Source organism: Streptomyces sp. NPDC055099, from assembly GCF_053607685.1.
Map to the genome: position 1 here is coordinate 173182 of NZ_JBSGUA010000017.1, position 17630 is coordinate 190811.

The 17630-nt window shown below is 68.9% G+C and carries 19 protein-coding genes, 3 tRNA genes and 1 pseudogene; 18 read left to right on the forward strand and 5 right to left on the reverse strand.

What is annotated here, in order from left to right:
* Nucleotides 1–17: 17 nt before the first annotated feature.
* Together ACWFRU_RS34095 and ACWFRU_RS34100 are read right to left on the reverse strand one after the other, a co-directional pair.
* Complete coding sequence (locus tag ACWFRU_RS34095; protein WP_453691984.1) at nucleotides 18–674, reverse strand: NAD(P)H-binding protein; 657 nt, start codon at nucleotides 672–674, stop codon at nucleotides 18–20.
* A gap of 74 nt (nucleotides 675–748) precedes the next feature.
* Nucleotides 749–2044 carry an amidohydrolase family protein gene (locus ACWFRU_RS34100; protein ID WP_453691985.1) on the reverse strand — a complete coding sequence of 432 codons (1296 nt, stop codon included), beginning with the start codon at nucleotides 2042–2044 and terminating at the stop codon, nucleotides 749–751.
* A gap of 365 nt (nucleotides 2045–2409) precedes the next feature.
* Here ACWFRU_RS34100 and ACWFRU_RS34105 point away from each other — a divergent pair.
* The 8 genes and pseudogenes from ACWFRU_RS34105 to ACWFRU_RS34140 form a co-directional block, all read left to right on the forward strand.
* Nucleotides 2410–2482 (forward strand) — tRNA-Thr (locus ACWFRU_RS34105).
* A gap of 48 nt (nucleotides 2483–2530) precedes the next feature.
* A tRNA-Met gene (locus ACWFRU_RS34110) sits at nucleotides 2531–2603 on the forward strand.
* 91 nt (nucleotides 2604–2694) lie between these two features.
* A complete protein-coding gene (rpmG, locus tag ACWFRU_RS34115) occupies nucleotides 2695–2859 on the forward strand; it encodes a 50S ribosomal protein L33 (RefSeq protein ID WP_004571794.1) in 165 nt (54 codons plus the stop codon).
* 97 nt (nucleotides 2860–2956) lie between these two features.
* Complete coding sequence (locus ACWFRU_RS34120; protein WP_453691986.1) at nucleotides 2957–3421, forward strand: FAS1-like dehydratase domain-containing protein; 465 nt, start codon at nucleotides 2957–2959, stop codon at nucleotides 3419–3421.
* 4 nt (nucleotides 3422–3425) lie between these two features.
* Entirely contained in the window at nucleotides 3426–3854 is a 429-nt protein-coding gene (locus ACWFRU_RS34125) for a MaoC family dehydratase (RefSeq protein WP_453691987.1), read from the forward strand.
* A gap of 139 nt (nucleotides 3855–3993) precedes the next feature.
* The gene (locus ACWFRU_RS34130; protein ID WP_453691988.1) at nucleotides 3994–4551 is read left to right on the forward strand and encodes a TetR/AcrR family transcriptional regulator; all 558 of its coding nucleotides are present in this window, start codon (nucleotides 3994–3996) and stop codon (nucleotides 4549–4551) included.
* A gap of 86 nt (nucleotides 4552–4637) precedes the next feature.
* Entirely contained in the window at nucleotides 4638–6122 is a 1485-nt protein-coding gene (locus ACWFRU_RS34135) for an MFS transporter (RefSeq protein ID WP_453691989.1), read from the forward strand.
* A gap of 60 nt (nucleotides 6123–6182) precedes the next feature.
* A pseudogene (locus tag ACWFRU_RS34140) lies at nucleotides 6183–7256 on the forward strand (UDP-N-acetylmuramate dehydrogenase); the annotation flags it as partial.
* A gap of 20 nt (nucleotides 7257–7276) precedes the next feature.
* On the opposite strand, the gene ACWFRU_RS34145 reads toward ACWFRU_RS34140, so the two are convergent.
* Nucleotides 7277–7909 (reverse strand): NAD(P)-dependent oxidoreductase, encoded by a 633-nt coding sequence (locus ACWFRU_RS34145; protein WP_453691990.1) that lies wholly within the window; start codon nucleotides 7907–7909, stop codon nucleotides 7277–7279.
* Between the two features lie 87 nt (nucleotides 7910–7996).
* Between ACWFRU_RS34145 and ACWFRU_RS34150 the strand changes: the two genes are divergently transcribed.
* Nucleotides 7997–8596 (forward strand): TetR/AcrR family transcriptional regulator, encoded by a 600-nt coding sequence (locus ACWFRU_RS34150; protein WP_363212702.1) that lies wholly within the window; start codon nucleotides 7997–7999, stop codon nucleotides 8594–8596.
* Here ACWFRU_RS34150 and ACWFRU_RS34155 read toward each other — a convergent pair.
* Together ACWFRU_RS34155 and ACWFRU_RS34160 are read right to left on the reverse strand one after the other, a co-directional pair.
* On the reverse strand, nucleotides 8586–9605 hold the full coding sequence (locus ACWFRU_RS34155; protein ID WP_453691991.1) for an adenosine deaminase: 1020 nt from the start codon (nucleotides 9603–9605) through the stop codon (nucleotides 8586–8588). The two genes, ACWFRU_RS34150 and ACWFRU_RS34155, sit on opposite strands and share 11 nt — an antisense overlap.
* Nucleotides 9606–9733: 128 nt before the next feature.
* Nucleotides 9734–10960 carry a pyridoxal phosphate-dependent aminotransferase gene (locus tag ACWFRU_RS34160; protein WP_453691992.1) on the reverse strand — a complete coding sequence of 409 codons (1227 nt, stop codon included), beginning with the start codon at nucleotides 10958–10960 and terminating at the stop codon, nucleotides 9734–9736.
* A gap of 181 nt (nucleotides 10961–11141) precedes the next feature.
* Between ACWFRU_RS34160 and ACWFRU_RS34165 the strand changes: the two genes are divergently transcribed.
* The 9 genes from ACWFRU_RS34165 to rplL all read left to right on the forward strand — a co-directional run bounded on the left by ACWFRU_RS34165 (nucleotide 11142) and on the right by rplL (nucleotide 17404).
* Nucleotides 11142–11214, forward strand: a tRNA-Trp gene (locus ACWFRU_RS34165).
* Nucleotides 11215–11325: 111 nt separating this feature from the next.
* Nucleotides 11326–11613 carry a preprotein translocase subunit SecE gene (gene secE, locus ACWFRU_RS34170; RefSeq protein ID WP_190084400.1) on the forward strand — a complete coding sequence of 96 codons (288 nt, stop codon included), beginning with the start codon at nucleotides 11326–11328 and terminating at the stop codon, nucleotides 11611–11613.
* 89 nt (nucleotides 11614–11702) lie between these two features.
* Nucleotides 11703–12605: a transcription termination/antitermination protein NusG gene (gene nusG / locus ACWFRU_RS34175; RefSeq protein ID WP_453691993.1), complete on the forward strand. Its 903-nt coding sequence runs from the start codon at nucleotides 11703–11705 to the stop codon at nucleotides 12603–12605.
* A 183-nt stretch (nucleotides 12606–12788) separates the two neighbouring features.
* Nucleotides 12789–13223 (forward strand): 50S ribosomal protein L11, encoded by a 435-nt coding sequence (gene rplK / locus ACWFRU_RS34180; RefSeq protein ID WP_355803871.1) that lies wholly within the window; start codon nucleotides 12789–12791, stop codon nucleotides 13221–13223.
* 112 nt (nucleotides 13224–13335) lie between these two features.
* A complete protein-coding gene (gene rplA / locus ACWFRU_RS34185) occupies nucleotides 13336–14058 on the forward strand; it encodes a 50S ribosomal protein L1 (RefSeq protein ID WP_160506642.1) in 723 nt (240 codons plus the stop codon).
* 156 nt (nucleotides 14059–14214) lie between these two features.
* Nucleotides 14215–15108, forward strand: a complete 894-nt coding sequence (locus ACWFRU_RS34190) for a hypothetical protein (protein WP_453691994.1) — start codon at nucleotides 14215–14217, stop codon at nucleotides 15106–15108.
* A gap of 65 nt (nucleotides 15109–15173) precedes the next feature.
* Nucleotides 15174–16118, forward strand: a complete 945-nt coding sequence (locus ACWFRU_RS34195; protein WP_453691995.1) for a hypothetical protein — start codon at nucleotides 15174–15176, stop codon at nucleotides 16116–16118.
* 261 nt (nucleotides 16119–16379) lie between these two features.
* Entirely contained in the window at nucleotides 16380–16910 is a 531-nt protein-coding gene (gene rplJ, locus ACWFRU_RS34200; RefSeq protein ID WP_453691996.1) for a 50S ribosomal protein L10, read from the forward strand.
* A 113-nt stretch (nucleotides 16911–17023) separates the two neighbouring features.
* A complete protein-coding gene (gene rplL, locus ACWFRU_RS34205; protein ID WP_453691997.1) occupies nucleotides 17024–17404 on the forward strand; it encodes a 50S ribosomal protein L7/L12 in 381 nt (126 codons plus the stop codon).
* The last annotated feature ends 226 nt before the right edge of the window (nucleotides 17405–17630 follow it).

The window sequence follows — 17630 nt, forward strand, 5'->3', positions numbered from 1 at the left end:
ACATCGCCGTATGAACGTCAGTTGCCCGCAACGGACTTGACCGCCACGGACACCGGAGTGGAACCGCTCACCAGCTCCAGCGTCAGACCCGCCGTGGCCGACGAGTCCACCAGCTCGGCGAGGACCGCGGCCACGTCGTCACGCGGGATCGGCCCGCGCCCGGTCGACGCCTCCAGGCGCACGAGACCGGTGCCCGCGTCGTCCGTGAGCATGCCGGGGCGCAGGATCGTCCAGTCCAGGGCCTTGCGGCCGCGTACGGACGCGTCGGCCTCGCCCTTGGCGCGCAGATAGGTGTCGAAGATCTCGTCGCCCTTGTGCGCGGGGTCCGCGCCCATCGACGACACGACGACGTAGCGCCGCACGCCCGCGCGCTCGGCCGCGTCGGCGAAGAGCACGGCGGCGTCGCGGTCCACGGTGTTCTTGCGGTCGGCGCCGCTGCCCGGCCCCGCGCCCGCGGCGAAGACGGCCGCGTCGGCGCCTTCCAGAAGCCCGGCCACCTCGTCGACGGACGCCGATTCCAGGTCGCACAGCGCCGCTTCGGCACCCGCGTCCCGCAGATCGGCCTCCTGCCCGCTTCTGCGGATGATCCCGACGACCTCGTCACCCCGCCCGGCGAGCAACCGCTCGAGCCGCAGCGCGATCTGACCATGACCTCCAGCGATGACAATGCGCATGTCTCCGACCGTACGACAGCTCCCGCGTGATCGCCCCGCGCACGCGGGAGCACGTCAGGACGCGTCACCCGCCCTCAGGAGGGTTCCGCGCCCTTCGTCCGGCCCGGACCGCTCCCCTTCGAGCGGCCCTGCCGGGGCAGGTCGAGCGCCACGGCGGCCGCCGAGTCGCAGTACTCCCGCACCGCGCTCGTCCGTGCCACCACGCGCCCCCGGTGCACCACGATGCGGCTGTACGCGAGCGAGAGCGCCCCCGCGAGATGGTCGCCCCGCACCGCGAGCAGCTCCGCGGGGAATCCCGCCTCCACCCGGACCTGGGGGAGCCCCACCGCGGCCCGTGCCGCCGAGCTGACCGCGCCGTACGCGTCCTCGGGGCGAAGACCGCACCGCGAGGCCAGCAGGTAGGCGGCCTCCAGCGGATCCCCGCGCCCCACGGGGTTCGACACGTCCCGCATGGCCCCGCTGCCCGCGGCGACCCGCACCCCGGCCGCCCGAAGCAGCCGCACCGGCGCCACCGCCCCCCGCCGCTCCACGCTTCCGCACCCGCCCTGCGGCAGGCACACCACCGTCACGCCGGCCGCCGCCAGCTGCTCCGCGGTCCGCCCGGCCACATCCGACGGCAGCCGTCCGAGCCCGCCGCACGGCCCGATCGTCACCCCGGGCCGCAGCCCGCCCGCCATCGCGGCGAGCCGCCCGAGCCGCGCCGGATCGCTGCCGTCCGTGTGCAGGTCGACGGGGCAGCCGTGCTCGGCGGCGACTTCGAGGACCGCCTCCACATAGCCGGTCGGATCGGGGTCCAGGTCGGGGCAGCCGCCCACTACGGAGGCGCCCATCTTCACGGCGTCCCGCAGCATCGCGAGCCCGTCGGCACCGGCCACCCCGGTCAGCAGGCGCGGCACGGCCACGGTGGTCAGGTCGACCAGGCCCCGCAGCGAGCGCCGGGCCTGGAGCACGGCCTCCATGGACGTGAGCCCCTGGACGTCGCCGATCCGCACGTGTGAGCGCAGCGCCGTCGCGCCGTGCCCGAGCTGCAGGAGGGCGGCCTCGGTGGTCCGGCGCTGCACGTCGGCGACCTCGTACGAGACCGGACCCTCCGCGTCCGCGGACAGGGCCGTGTCGCTGTGCGCGTGCGGTTCGGCCGCGGCCGGCAGCAGGAGATAGCCGCCGAGGTCCACGCGCGTGCCGTGCGCGGTCAGGCTGCCCGCCGTGCCGACCGCCTCGATGCGCCCGGAACCGAGCCGCACGTCCACGGTCCGGCCGTCGGTCAGCCGGGCGCCGCAGAGGAGCAGCGCGGAGGCGTCGGCGTCGTCACCTGAGGAGCCGGAAGAGCCGGAGGACCCGGAGGAGTGGGGCTGCGGCTGGCTGTCGGGCATCGCGCTCCTGAGGCTCGGGGGCGGCTGCGGGGCGTGGCGTCATCCGGGACGGAGGCGTCCGGGACGAAAACGTCCAAGATCACGCAGAGTGGGTCGAGCCTAGGGCGACGACCGGCCCTCTTCGAGGAGGAGCGAAATAGTCGTACCGGCGTGGTGTGCGGCTCCGAAGGGGCCCGGTGGAAGACGTCGAACCGGTGGGGCGGGAGGTGCCTGACCGGTGTGACAGGGGAGGCCGAACCGGTGTGGCGCGAGGCGCCGAAGTGACGTGGTGAGACGGCTGGGGCGCCTGCCGAGATGCCCCCGGACAGCCCCGGCGAAACGGATTTGGGCGATCGGCGACCGACCGTGTAATGTCTTCATCGCTCGCCCCAATAGCTCAGTCGGTAGAGCGTCTCCATGGTAAGGAGAAGGTCTGCGGTTCGATTCCGCATTGGGGCTCTGATGTCGAGTGATCCTCGCCCTCGGGCGGGGGGATCCGGCATCTGCAGCGGTGTAGCTCAGTCGGTAGAGCAAGCGGCTCATAATCGCTGTGTCACCGGTTCAAGTCCGGTCACCGCTACTGAATTGGTAGCCGATTGTGGGGTCGGACCTTCGATCGGCTACTATTTTTTTGCGTTCATCCGTCCATCCGTCCGTCAAGGAGCACTCACGTGGCTGCCACAGACGTCCGCCCGAAGATCACGCTGGCCTGCGTGGAGTGCAAGGAGCGGAACTACATCACCAAGAAGAACCGGCGTAACGACCCGGACCGTCTTGAGATGAAGAAGCACTGCCCGCGCTGCAACGCGCACACTGCGCACCGCGAAACGCGCTAGACACAGGCTCGTACACGAGGCCGTCCCCGATTTCTGGGGGCGGCCTCGCGTCGTTTACCCATACCTGTTACCCATACCTGCAGGAGGTACCGAGTCCATGGCGCTCGACCAGTCCTTCGTGGGGCGGTCCTACCCGCCCACCGATCCCTATGAGGTCGGCCGGGAGAAGATCCGTGAGTTCGCCGAGGCGGTGGGCGACGCCAACCCCGCGTACATCGACGCGGAGGCCGCCAAGGCGTTCGGACACCCTGATGTGATCGCACCCCCGACCTTTGTGTTCGCCATTTCGTTCAAGGCCGCGGGCCAGGTCATCGAGGACCCTCAGCTGGGGCTCGACTACAGCCGCGTCGTGCACGGGGACCAGAAGTTCACGTACACCCGCCCGGTGCGCGCGGGGGACCGGCTGACGGTCACCTCGACCATCGAGGCCATCAAGTCGCTGGCGGGCAACGACATCCTGGACATCCGCGGCGAGGTCCACGACGAGGCCGGCGAGCACGTCGTGACCGCCTGGACCAAGCTCGTCGCGCGTGCGGCGGAGCCCGCGGCAGAGGGAGCGTGACGCGATGACCGCAAAGATTTCGTACGACAGCGTCGAGGTCGGCACCGAGCTGCCGCCCCAGAGTTTCCCTGTGACGCGTGCCACCCTCGTTCGCTACGCGGGTGCTTCCGGTGACTTCAACCCGATCCACTGGAACGAGAAGTTCGCGGTCGAGGTCGGCCTTCCGGACGTCATCGCGCACGGCATGTTCACCATGGCCGAGGCGATCCGGGTCGTGACGGACTGGGTGGGCGACCCGGCCGCCGTCGTCGAGTACGGCGTGCGTTTCACCAAGCCCGTCGTCGTCCCGAACGACGACAAGGGCGCGCTGGTCGAGGTCAGCGCGAAGGTCGCCGTGAAGCTCGACGACAACCGGGTCCGGGTGGACCTGACGGCGATGAGCGGCGACCAGAAGGTGCTCGGCATGTCCCGCGCCGTGGTTCAGCTCGCCTGACGTTCGCCGGTATCGCAGGCATCGCCTGCATCGCAGGTCTCATGGGTAAGGGGCGTCCGCCATAGCGGACGCCCCTTACTTCGTGGCTCGTCATCACGACCACTTGACCTAGGTAGTGATTGGCCACTAACTTCATCGCATGGTCAGGATGAGTGCGGAAGAGCGGCGCGAGAGTGTCATCCGGGCGGCGATGACCGAGTTCGCCCGCGGTGGGTACCACGGCACGTCCACCGAGGTGATCGCCAAGCGAGTCGGCGTCTCGCAGCCGTATCTCTTCCGGCTCTTCCCCGGTAAGCAGGCCATCTTCCTCGCCGCGTCCGGGCGTTGCTGCCAGGAGGTCACCGAGGTCTTCAGGAAGGCGGCCGAGGGGCTCGAGGCGGAGGAAGCCCTCCATGCCATGGGTGCGGCCTATCAGGCGCTCATCGCCGACGACCCGGACAAGCTCCTCATGCAGATGCAGATGTACGTCGCCGTGGCCTCCGCGGAGGCGTCCGGCGACCGGGAGTTCGGCGAGGCGCTGCGGGCCTCCTGGATGGAGATGTACGACACGGTCCGCCTCGCGCTGGGTGCGGACGTGAGTGAGGCGACGCAGTTCCTGGCGTACGGGATGCTCGTCAACGTTCTGGTGTCGATGGGGTTCGGTCCCGATCACCGGGTGTGGACCGGCTTCTACGAATCGGCACAGCCCAAGCAGTGAGCCGCGCGCTCCGGCGCGCGTCAGGGGGGTGCGTACTTTTGCGCCCACAAAAGTTAGTCATCAATAACTAACCACAGGGGAAAGCAATGTCACAGCAGCAGAAGCAGAAGCGGCATCAGGAGCAGGAGCGGCCACAGCAGAAGCCGGCGCGGCGCGGGGAAGCGGCCTGGGCCCTCGCCATCACCAGCGTCGCCGGTTTCATGGCGGCCCTCGACAACCTCGTCGTCACCACCGCCCTGCCCGCCATCCGCGAGGACTTCGGGGGAGCGCTGCACGACCTCGAATGGACGGTGAGCGCCTACACCCTCACCTTCGCCGTGCTGCTGATGTTCGGTGCGGCACTGGGTGACCGCTTCGGCCGTCGCAAGCTCTTCATCGTGGGCCTCGCGGTCTTCACCGGAGCCTCCGGCGCCGCGGCCCTCGCACCCGGCATCGAGGCACTGATCGCCGCCCGCGCGGTCCAGGGCGTCGGCGCCGCGATCATGATGCCGCTGACGCTGACCCTGCTGACGGCGGCGGTACCGGCGGCCAAGCGCGGGATGGTGTACGGGATCTGGGGCGCGGTCAACGGCCTCGCGGTCGCCAGTGGTCCGCTCGTCGGCGGCAGCCTCACCGAACACGCGTCCTGGCAGTGGATCTTCTGGCTGAACGTCCCGCTCGGCCTCGCGCTGCTGCCCCTGGCCCGCCTGCGGCTTTCCGAGTCGTACGGCACCGGAGCGCCGCTCGACGTCACCGGGACGCTGCTGGCCAGCGGCGGCCTCTTCGGCATCGTGTACGCGCTGATCCGCGGCAACCTCGACGGCTGGACGAGCGCGACCGTCCTCGGCGGCCTGATCGGCGGCGGCGTGCTCCTGGCCCTCTTCGTACGGCACGGCATACGCGCCGAGAACCCGATGCTGCCGATGCGGCTCTTCCGTAGCCGTGCGTTCTCCGCGATCAACGCGGCGAGCCTGCTGATGTTCGTAGGGATGTTCGGCTCGATCTTCCTGCTCAGCCAGTTCCTGCAGCTCGTCGTCGGCTACTCGCCTACCGAGGCCGGCCTGCGCATGCTGCCCTGGACCGGTATGCCGATGATCGTCGCGCCCATCGCGGGGTACCTCTCGGACCGGATCGGCGGCCGGGTCGTCGTGACGGCGGGGCTCGCGCTCCAGGCCGTCGGCCTCGCCTGGTTCGCGGCCGTCGTGGAGCCCGACGTGTCGTACGTCGCCCAGCTGCCCGCCCTGATCATCAGCGGGGTCGGCATGGCGATGTACTTCGCCCCCGCCGCGAGCCTGGTGATGTCCAGCGTCCGCCCGTCCGAGCAGGGCATCGCGTCCGGCGCCAACAACGCCCTGCGTGAGGTCGGCGGCGCCCTCGGCATCGCGATCCTCGCCGCGGTCTTCTCCGCCCAGGGCGGCTACGGGCCCGCCCAGTACTTCGTGGACGGCCTCGTCCCCGCGCTCTGGATCGGCGCCGCCCTGGTCGCGGTGGGCGCGGTGGCGGCGGCGCTGCTGCCGGGGCGGACCGCGGCCGAGAAGCCGGCCGACGCCGCTCCCGCGGTGGCCGAGGAGCGCACCGCGGCAGGCGTCTGAACCGGTCTCACCCCATACCGTCTCCACGGTCCGTGGCCCCGCCCGAGCGGCGGGGCCACGGACCGTACTCTTGAGCACGTGCAGGAACTCCACGATGCTCCCCTCGCCCCGCTGACCACCTTCCGGCTCGGCGGTCCCGCGGCCCGTCTGATCACCGCGACGACCGACGCCGAGGTGATCGCCGCCGTCCGCGAAGCCGACGACTCCGGGACCCCGCTGCTGCTCATCGGCGGCGGCTCGAACCTCGTCATCGGAGACAAGGGCTTCGACGGCACCGCTCTGCGCATCGCCACGAAGGGCTTCGCGCTCGACGGCACGAAGCTGGAGCTGGCGGCCGGCGAGGTGTGGACCGACGCGGTGGCCCGCGTCGTGGAGGCCGGCCTCGCGGGCATCGAGTGCCTCGCGGGCATCCCGGGCTCCGCGGGCGCGACGCCGATCCAGAACGTGGGGGCGTACGGCCAGGAGGTCTCGGCGACCATCACCGAAGTGGTCGCGTACGACAGGAAGACCCACGAGACGGTCACCGTCGCGAACGCCGAGTGCGACTTCTCGTACCGCCACAGCCGCTTCAAGGCCGAGCCCGACCGCTTCGTGGTGCTGCGTGTCCGCTTCGCCCTGGAGGACGCCCAGGGGATGAGCGCCCCCCTGAAGTACCCGGAGACGGCCCGCACGCTCGGCGTCCAGGCCGGTGACCGGGTGCCCGCGGCCGTCGCCCGGGAGACCGTCCTGAAGCTGCGCGCGGGCAAGGGCATGGTGCTGGACCCCGAGGACCACGACAGCTGGTCGGCCGGGTCCTTCTTCACCAACCCGATCCTCACCGAGGAGGAGTTCACCGCGTTCCACGCGCGCGTGGTGGACCGTCTCGGCCCGGACGTGGCGCCGCCCGCCTTCCCGACGGAGGACGGCCGCGTGAAGACCTCCGCCGCCTGGCTCATCGACAAGGCGGGCTTCACCAAGGGCTACGGAGAGGGCCCGGCGCGCATCTCCACCAAGCACACCCTCGCCCTGACCAACCGCGGCGGCGCGACCACGGAGGACCTGCTGGCCCTCGCCCGTGAGGTCGTCGCCGGAGTGCGGGACGCCTTCGGGGTCACCCTGGTCAACGAGCCGGTGACGGTGGGCGTCAGCCTCTGAGCCCCCGGTGGGCGCGGTCTCTAGTAGGCCACGCCCACGCCCTGCTTCACCGTCGTCAGGTCGTCGACCGCCGCCAGCATCGCGTGCGCCACGTCGGCCCTGCCGATGAACCGCCCGCTGGTGGGCGTGCCCCCGACGACCCGGCGGTAGACGCCCGTGGCCGGTTTGTCCTGCAGCCTCGGCGGGCGCACGGACGTCCAGTCCGTCCCGCTGGCCGCCAGCTCCGCCTCCATGGTCCGCAGGTCGTCGTACACCGGCTTCAAGATCTTGCTGACCAGGGCGCCCGCGATCCGGTCGACCACCGTCTGGCGCTCGGGAGGAGGGCCCACCGGCGACGCGCTCACCACCACCAGCCTGCGCACCCCCTCGGCCTCCATCGCGTGCAGCACCGAACGCGTGAGCGGCGCCGCGACCCCCGCGTCCGCCCTCTTGTGCGGCCCGAGCCCCGAGAGGACCGCGTCCCGTCCGGCCACCGCCGCCCGCAGCGCCTCCGGATCGGTCAGGTCGGCCCGGAACACCTCAAGGCCCTCGCCCGTCACCCTCAGCCGCGAGGGATCACGCACGACCGCCGTGACCTCGTGGCCCGCCGCGAGCGCCTGCCTGACGATCTCCCCGCCGACACCTCCGGTCGCACCGAACACCGTGAGCCTCATCGCACACCCTCCCCAGGTGGGTAAGTATTCACTCACCCCTAGGGTGAGTATCCGCTCACCTCTTCGTCAAGGTTGGTTGGACGGCACATGCAGCAAAAGCCCACCCGGGCCCGCATTCTCGACGCGGCGCACGACCTCATGCTCACCATCGGCCTCGCCCGTGCCACCACCAAGGAGATCGCCAAGGCGGCGGGCTGCTCCGAAGCGGCCCTCTACAAGCACTTCGCGAGCAAGGAGGAGCTGTTCGTGGGCGTCCTCCAGGAGAGGCTGCCCCGGCTCGGCCCGCTCCTGCGCCGCCTCGCGGAGGACCCGGGGGAGCGCCCCGTGGAGGAGAACCTCGCCGAGATCGCCCGCCTGGCCAGCCACTTCTACGCCCAGAGCTTCCCGATCGCCGCGTCCCTCTACGCCGAGACCAGGCTCAAGCGCCGCCACGAAGACTCCATGCAGGAGATGGGCACGGGCCCGCACGTGCCCATCGAGGCCCTCGACGCCTACCTCCGCACCGAACGCGACGCAGGCCGGATCGCCCCCGGCGCCGACACGTTCGCCGCCGCCTCGCTCCTCCTGGGCGCCTGCGCCCAGCGCGCCTTCGCCTACGACTCCACGGTCGGCAAGCAACCCCCGCAGCCCGTCGAGGAGTTCGCCGCCGCCCTCGCCCGCACGCTCCTCGCGGGCATCAGCCGCTGAGCCACTCCTCGATGCCCGAGAGCAGCTTCTCCTGTACGTCGACGGGGGCCGCCGAACCGCGCACCGACTGCCGGGCGAGCTCGGCGAGTTCGCTGTCGTCGAAGGCGTGGTGCTTGCGCGCGATCTCGTACTGCGCGGCCAGCCGTGACCCGAAGAGCAGCGGGTCGTCGGCTCCCAGGGCCATCGGCACCCCGGCGTCGTACAAGGTGCGCAGCGGTACGTCCTCGGGCTTCTCGTAGACCCCCAGGGCCACGTTCGACGCCGGGCACACCTCGCAGGTCACCCCCCGCTCCGCGAGACGCTTCAGGAGCCGCGGGTCCTCCGCCGCCCGCACCCCGTGCCCGATCCGCCCCGCGTGCAGGTCGTCCAGGCAGTCCCGCACGGAGGCGGGCCCGCTCAGTTCGCCGCCGTGCGGCGCCGCGAGCAGGCCGCCGTCCCGCGCGATCGCGAAGGCCCGGTCGAAGTCCCGCGCGAAGCCCCGGCGTTCGTCGTTGGAGAGCCCGAAGCCGACGATGCCGCGGTCGGCGTACCGCACCGCGAGGCGTGCCAGCGTGCGGGCGTCCAGAGGGTGCTTCATGCGGTTCGCGGCGACGAGCACGCGCATTCCGAGGCCGGTGTCCCGCGAGGCGCTCTCGACGGCGTCCAGGATGATTTCCAGGGCCGGGATGAGCCCACCGAGCCGCGGCGCGTACGACGTCGGGTCGACCTGGATCTCCAGCCACCCCGAGCCGTCCCGGATGTCCTCCTCGGCGGCCTCCCGCACCAGGCGCCGGATGTCATCGGGCTCCCGCAGGCAGGACCGTGCCATGTCGTAGAGCCGCTGGAAGCGGAACCACCCGCGTTCATCGGTCGCCCGCAACTGCGGAGGCTCACCGCCGGTCAGCGCCGGGGGCAGCCGCACCCCGTACTTGTCGGCGAGCTCCAGCAGGGTCGTGGGCCGCATCGACCCGGTGAAGTGCAGATGCAGATGGGCCTTGGGCAGCTCTCTTACGTCACGTACACGCTCCATTCGAGGATCTTGCCGTACGCACGTGGCGTCCCGGAAGCCACTTTCCCCCTTCGTGGCCTTCCCCGAACGAAGAAGCGGGCCGCCTCCCGGAGAGGGGAGACGGCCCGCGTACTCAAACCGGAAGGTGCCTAGTCGCGGGCCTCAGCAAGGAGCTTCTGGATGCGCGAGACGCCCTCGACGAGGTCCTCGTCACCCAGGGCGTACGAAAGACGCAGGTAACCAGGCGTCCCGAAGGCCTCACCCGGGACGACCGCGACCTCGGCCTCCTCCAGGATCAGCGCGGCGAGTTCCACGGAGTCCTGCGGGCGCTTGCCACGGATCTCCTTGCCGATGAGGCCCTTCACCGAGGGGTACGCGTAGAAGGCGCCCTCCGGCTCGGGGCAGAACACGCCCTCGATGTCGTTCAGCATCCGCACCATCGTCCTGCGCCGCCGGTCGAAGGCCTCGCGCATCTTCTCGACGGCGGTCAGCCCTCCGGAGACGGCCGCGATGGCCGCCACCTGCGCGACGTTGGAGACGTTCGACGTGGCGTGCGACTGGAGGTTCGTCGCGGCCTTCACGACGTCCTTCGGTCCGACGATCCACCCCACGCGCCAGCCGGTCATCGCGTACGTCTTGGCGACTCCGTTGACCACGATGCACTTGTCGCGCAGCTCGGGCAGGATCGCCGGGAGCGAGGTGAACCTGGCGTCTCCGTAGACGAGGTGTTCGTAGATCTCGTCGGTCATGACCCACAGGCCGTGCTCGACGGCCCAGCGGCCGATCGCCTCGGCGTCGGCCTCGCTGTAGACGGCGCCCGTCGGGTTGGACGGCGACACGAAGAGGACGACCTTCGTGCGCTCCGTGCGCGCGGCCTCGAGCTGCTCCACCGAGACGCGGTAACCCGTGGTCTCGTCGGCGACGACATCGACCGGCACACCGCCCGCGAGACGGATCGACTCCGGGTACGTCGTCCAGTAGGGAGCCGGGACGATGACCTCGTCGCCCGGGTCGAGGATCGCGGCGAACGCCTGGTAGATGGCCTGCTTGCCGCCGTTAGTCACCAGTACCTGCGAGGCGTCGACCTCGTACCCGGAGTCGCGCAGCGTCTTCGCGGCGATCGCGGCCTTGAGCTCGGGGAGCCCGCCGGCCGGGGTGTAGCGGTGGTACTTCGGGTTCTTGCAGGCCTCGATGGCGGCTTCGACGATGTAGTCGGGCGTCGGGAAGTCGGGCTCACCCGCGCCGAAACCGATCACCGGCCGCCCGGCGGCCTTGAGGGCCTTCGCCTTGGCGTCGACAGCGAGGGTCGCGGACTCGGAGATCGCGCCGATACGGGCGGAGACCCGGCGCTCGGTGGGAGAAGTGGAAGCGCTCATCGCCCCATCGTTCCAGACCGGAAAGACCCCGGGCACGCGGCTTTGCGAGACCACCGGATCCGTTTCTGTTCGACGGGGCGCCGCAGAGCACGTACACTCACTGCTCGTTGGCCCTCACCGGCCGCACCTTCTCCTCGCACTCTGTGCACCCGGGCGGATGCGGTAGGTTGGGGGAAATCAAAGGGTCGTAGCTCAATTGGTAGAGCACTGGTCTCCAAAACCAGCGGTTGGGGGTTCAAGTCCCTCCGGCCCTGCTACACACTCCTTTCGCCAGGATGTGTGCGCACATGTACGTACTGCATTGCACCGCCGTGCGGCTCATACCGGGCGCGGCACGGCCACGACCCGGAATCAGGTGAGGACGAGTGACGGACGCCGTGGGCTCCATCGACATGCCTGATGCCCAGGACGAGGCGCCGGAGTCCAAGAAGAAGGCCCGCAAGGGCGGCAAGCGCGGCAAGAAGGGCCCCTTCGGCCGTCTCGCGCTCTTCTACCGCCAGATCGTCGCGGAACTCCGCAAGGTCGTCTGGCCGACTCGCAGTCAGCTCACGACGTACACCACCGTGGTGATTGTCTTCGTCGTCATCATGATCGGCCTTGTGACCGTGATTGACTATGGGTTCAACCAGGCCGTCAAGTACGTCTTCGGCTGAGCCGATGGCTGAGCCGAGAGCGAAGGGCGCCGTACCCGGCGCCCGTTTCGCGCGTTCCACCCCTCTGTATCCAGGAAGAAGCAGCCACCGTGTCTGACCCGAACCTGAACGACGCCATCGAGTCGGCGGAGTCCGTGGAGGACCAGCTCGACATCGTCGAGGCGGCGGACTCCGAGGACCCGGACCAGGCCGAGGCTGCTGACGCCGCCGCGGGCGCACCCGCCGAAGAGTCGGCGCTGCACGTCGAGACCGACACCGAGTCCGACGAGGACGCCGAGGCCGACGAGGAAGCCGCCGCCGAGTCCGACGAGGACGTCGAGGGCGCCGAGGCTGAGTCCGCGGACGACGCGGAGGTCGAGGAGGAGGCCGAGCCGGTCGACCCGATCGTGGCCCTGCGCGATGAGCTCCGCACCCTTCCCGGTGAGTGGTACGTCATCCACACCTACGCCGGTTACGAGAACCGCGTGAAGACCAACCTCGAGCAGCGTGCCGTCTCGCTGAACGTCGAGGACTTCATCTTCCAGGCCGAGGTGCCGCAGGAAGAGGTCGCGCAGATCAAGAACGGCGAGCGCAAGACCATCCGTCAGAACAAGCTCCCCGGGTACGTCCTGGTGCGCATGGACCTGACGAACGAGTCCTGGGGCGTCGTCCGCAACACCCCCGGTGTCACCGGCTTCGTGGGCAACGCCTACGACCCGTACCCCCTGACCCTGGACGAGATCGTCAAGATGCTCGCTCCGGAGGCCGAGGAGAAGGCCGCCCGTGAGGCCGCCGAGGCCGAGGGCAAGCCGGCTCCGTCCCGCAAGGTCGAGGTCCAGGTGCTCGACTTCGAGGTCGGCGACTCGGTCACCGTCACCGACGGCCCGTTCGCGACGCTGCAGGCGACGATCAACGAGATCAACGCCGACTCCAAGAAGGTCAAGGGTCTCGTCGAGATCTTCGGCCGCGAGACCCCGGTCGAGCTCAGCTTCGACCAGATCCAGAAGAACTAGCCCTCGCGGCTTCCTGGCTTCCTCTGGAACATACGCCTCCGAACAGGTCAGACGGGCTCTCAAAGCCGGTCTGACCTGCTCGGTTTTTGGCCGCATGACGTTACCCGTTATCGTGGTGCGGTATGCCTCCATCCGGATGACTGGATGGCGGCTGGAAACTCTCACTAGGACCCGGAGAGAGCAATGCCTCCCAAGAAGAAGAAGGTCACGGGGCTTATCAAGCTCCAGATCCAGGCCGGCGCAGCCAACCCGGCCCCGCCGGTCGGCCCCGCGCTGGGCCAGCACGGCGTCAACATCATGGAGTTCTGCAAGGCCTACAACGCCGCGACCGAGTCGCAGCGTGGCTGGGTGATCCCGGTGGAGATCACGGTCTACGAAGACCGCTCCTTCACCTTCATCACCAAGACTCCGCCGGCCGCCAAGATGATCCTCAAGGCCGCGGGTGTCGAGAAGGGCTCCGGCGAGCCGCACAAGACCAAGGTCGCCAAGATCACCGAGGCGCAGGTCCGCGAGATCGCCACCACCAAGATGGAAGACCTCAACGCCAACGACCTGGACGCCGCGTCGAAGATCATCGCCGGCACCGCCCGTTCCATGGGCATCACGGTCGAGGGCTGAGAGCCTCACCCGTCTGACCTTTCTCAGTGGTAGGACCAGGCGCTGGTCCGCACCACGACTCCACACCTGTCACGCGGCGGAGCCGCATGATGTAACCGCAACAGGAGCAGAAGTGAAGCGCAGCAAGACTCTCCGCGCTGCGGACGCCAAGATCGACCGGGACAAGCTCTACGCCCCGCTCGAGGCCGTCCGTCTCGCCAAGGAGACCTCCGCGACCAAGTTCGACGGCACCGTCGAGGTCGCCTTCCGCCTGGGTGTCGACCCGCGCAAGGCCGACCAGATGGTCCGTGGCACCGTGAACCTCCCGCACGGCACCGGCAAGACCGCCCGGGTCCTGGTCTTCGCGACCGGTGACCGTGCTGCGGCCGCGGAAGCCGCTGGGGCCGACATCGTCGGCGCCGACGAGCTCATCGACGAGGTCGCGAAGGGCCGCCTGGACTTCGACGCCGTCGTCGCCACCCCGGACCTCATGGGCAAGGTCGGCCGCCTCGGCCGCGTGCTCGGTCCGCGTGGTCTGATGCCGAACCCGAAGACCGGCACCGTCACCCCCGACGTCGTGAAGGCTGTCAACGACATCAAGGGCGGCAAGATCGAGTTCCGCGTCGACAAGCACTCGAACCTGCACTTCATCATCGGCAAGGTGTCCTTCGACGACACCAAGCTGGTGGAGAACTACGCCGCGGCGCTGGAGGAGATCCTCCGTCTGAAGCCGTCGGCCGCCAAGGGTCGCTACATCAAGAAGGCCGCGCTCACCACCACGATGGGCCCCGGCATTCCGCTGGACAGCAACCGCACCCGCAACCTCCTCGTCGAGGAGGACCCGGCGGCCGTCTGATTCTGACGGCAGCCGCGTCGCGTACGCGTTCTGTGTGACGGGCCCCGCAACCTTTCGAGGTGCGGGGCCCGTCCTCGTATTCGTGCATGTCCGTCAGAGCTGTCGGGGGACTGCGCTAGCGTGCGGGATTCACACGAGTACAAGGGGTGGGATGTCATGAACAGCACGACCATGCGACGCGCGGGCCTGTCGATCGCGGTGGCCGCCGCGCTGACCGGGGTCGCGGCCTGTGGCTCCTCCGGCGGTGGCGACGGTGACGCGAAGGACAAGAAGAACGGTTCCGTCGCCCTCAGCCCGATAGCCGCCCTGCGCTCCATCGAGGACAAGACCGACGACGCCGACTCGGCCAAGATCGAGGGCAAGACGGTCATGGGCACCCAGATGTCGATGAACATGGACGGCGCCATGGCGTGGTCGGACGGCATCACCGGCAATGTCACCGCGACGCTCACCGGTGGCACCCAGGCCGAGCAGATGAAGCAGATGGGCCAGTCGAAGATCGACTACCGCTATCTGAAGACGGGCTTCTACGCGAACATGGGCGACCAGTTCGCCTCGCAGGCCGGCGGCGGCAAGCACTGGATCGAGTACGACTACGAGACGCTGGCCGAGTTGGGCGGCGCCGCCGGTGACGCCTTCAAGGACCAGATGCAGAACACCACCCCGAACCAGTCGGTCAAGATGCTGCTCGCCTCGGGTGACGTGAAGCGCGTGGGCGAGGAGACGGTGCGCGGCACGAAGACGACGCACTACTCCGGCGAGGTCGACGTCGCCGACCTGACGGGCAAGAACGCCGACCTGGACGCGTCCCAACTGGCCGAGCTGAAGAAGCAGTTCAGCCAGGCGGGGATGAGCACCGAGACGATCGACATCTGGGTCAACGACGACGATCTGCTGGTCAAGAAGACCGAGAAGGCCGAGATGAAGACCGGCGCCTTCAACCAGACGGTCTACTACAGCGACTACGGCACCCCGGTCTCCGTGGAGAAGCCCCCGGCCTCGGACACGGTGAGCTTCAAGGACCTCATGAACCAGCAGCCGCAGGCCTGACCTCGGACGTCGGGTATTCTCGCCGGACTGAATTGTGTCGATCATGTGTTCCTAGGGGTGGGGTCATGACTGTGAAGAGAGTTGCGGGCGCCGTGCTCGCCACCACGCTGCTGTGTACGGGTGCGGTGGCCTGTGGAGGCTCCGACAAGGACGGCAAGGCCAAGGGGGCGGGCTCGGGGGAGACCCAGTCCCGGTCGCAGGTGACCGAGGTCATCACGGCGGCGTACGAGAAGACCTCGAAGGCCAAGTCGGCCAAGGTCGAGATGACGATGTCGGCGCCGAAGTCCATGGGTGGCTCCAGCGGTGACATGAAGATGTCCGGCGTCATGGGCTGGGACCCGACCGTCATGGATATGACGATGTCCGGCTCCGTGCTCACGGATGGCGACCCCGAGGCACCGGAGAAGGTCCGGATGCTCTGGCTCGACAACGTGATGTACATGGACATGGGGGCTGTCGCCGCCAAGGACATGGACGGCAAGCAGTGGGTCAAGATGGACCTGAACACCATCGCCGAGCAGGTCGGCGACGAGAAGGCCGCGAAGCAGCTGACCGGCGGCCTGGACAGCATGAACCAGGACCCGGCCCAGCAGCTCGCGATGCTCCTTGACTCGCCGAATCTGAAGCACGTCGGCCCCGCGAAGGTCGACGGCGTCCAGACGCAGCGCTACAAGGGCCGTCTCTCCGTCAAGGAGATGATGGAGTCCAACAAGGGCCTTGACGAAATGCTCGGCAAGAGCGAGCGCGAACAGCTGCTCAAGAACATCGAGAAGTCGGGCATCAAGGGTTACGACACCGAGGTCTGGGTCAATGAGGACGACTACCCCGTCCGCATGGACATCGACATCAAGAGCCCCGAGGGCACGATGAAGACCTCGCAGAAGTTCTCGGACTACGGGGCCACCGCCAAGGTGTCCGCTCCGCCGGCCGGCGAGACCTTCGACCTGATGGAGATGTTCAAGGAGCTCGAGAAGAGCGGCATGGACATGGACTCGAACAGCGGCGCCTGAGCCGATTTGCCTGACGAGAACCCGTTCGCGTACTCTTCCACAGAAGCCAAAGACCGCTGGTCGTTGCCGTGTGCTCGCAAGAGTGTGCGGTGGCCGAAGGATCCGCTGAAACTGCGGACGACCCGCGCAGGTGACTGAGGAAGTGCTCCCGGACGGGTTTTCGTCTGGTCGAGTTCACGCCCCATGCGCCTGCGCTGGGGCGTTTTGTTTTGTCAGCCCCTTCTGAGCGGTCCTCATCACCCGGAAGGAGGCCGACGCTCTATGCCGACGCCCGACAAGGCTGCCGCGGTAGCCGAGCTCACGGACAAGTTCCGCAGCTCGAACGCCGCCGTGCTGACCGAGTACCGGGGTCTCACCGTGGCCCAGCTCAAGCAGCTGCGCCGTTCGCTCGGTGAGAACTCCGAGTACGCCGTGGTGAAGAACACGCTGACCAAGATCGCGGCCAACCAGGCCGGGATCAACCAGCTGGACGACCTGTTCGCGGGTCCGACCGCTGTTGCCTTCGTCACCGGTGACCCGGTGGAGTCGGCGAAGGGTCTTCGTGACTTCGCCAAGGACAACCCCAACCTCGTCATCAAGGGCGGTGTCCTTGACGGCAAGGCGCTGTCCGCCGACGAAATCAAGAAGCTCGCGGACCTCGAGTCCCGCGAGGTTCTGCTCGCCAAGCTGGCCGGCGCGCTGAAGGGCAAGCAGACGCAGACTGCGCAGCTCTTCCAGGCGCTGCCGTCGAAGTTCGTCCGCACCGCGGAGGCGCTTCGTGCCAAGAAGGCCGAGCAGGGCGGTGCCGAGTAATTCGGCTCGCGCATTGATCGCCGCCCGCTAGGGCGACGGTCGCAGCGGGCCGAACGTACGCCCGCCTTCATATACACCCGGCACCAGCCGAATTAGTGGAAGGATCGCCCATCATGGCGAAGCTCAGCCAGGAAGACCTGCTTGCCCAGTTCGAGGAGCTCACCCTCATCGAGCTCTCCGAGTTCGTGAAGGCCTTCGAGGAGAAGTTCGACGTCACCGCCGCCGCGGCCGTCGCCGCTGCCCCGGTCGGCCCGGCCGCCGCCGCCGAGGTTGCCGAGGAGCAGGACGAGTTCGACGTCATCCTCACCGGCGCCGGCGAGAAGAAGATCCAGGTCATCAAGGTCGTGCGCGAGCTCACCTCCCTGGGTCTCAAGGAGGCCAAGGACCTCGTCGACGGCACCCCGAAGCCGGTCCTCGAGAAGGTCGCCAAGGAGGCCGCTGACAAGGCTGCCGAGTCCCTCAAGGCCGCCGGCGCCTCCGTCGAGGTCAAGTAACACCTCGCGAGTCGTCTGCCGCGCGCCTGTGGGCGCGTAGGCGGCAGGACTTTTTGGCGCTGCTTCAGGCAGCGCGCGTCAAGGGCGATCACCCATCTGGGTGGTCGCCCTTCGGCGTTCTCCGGCGCACCCCACGGCTGCCTTGCGAAGCCCGCGCCGACGAGTATGGTGATCTTCGTCGTGCCCCGGAACGGCCGTGACGGTGACGAGCTGAGAGCCAAGTCGG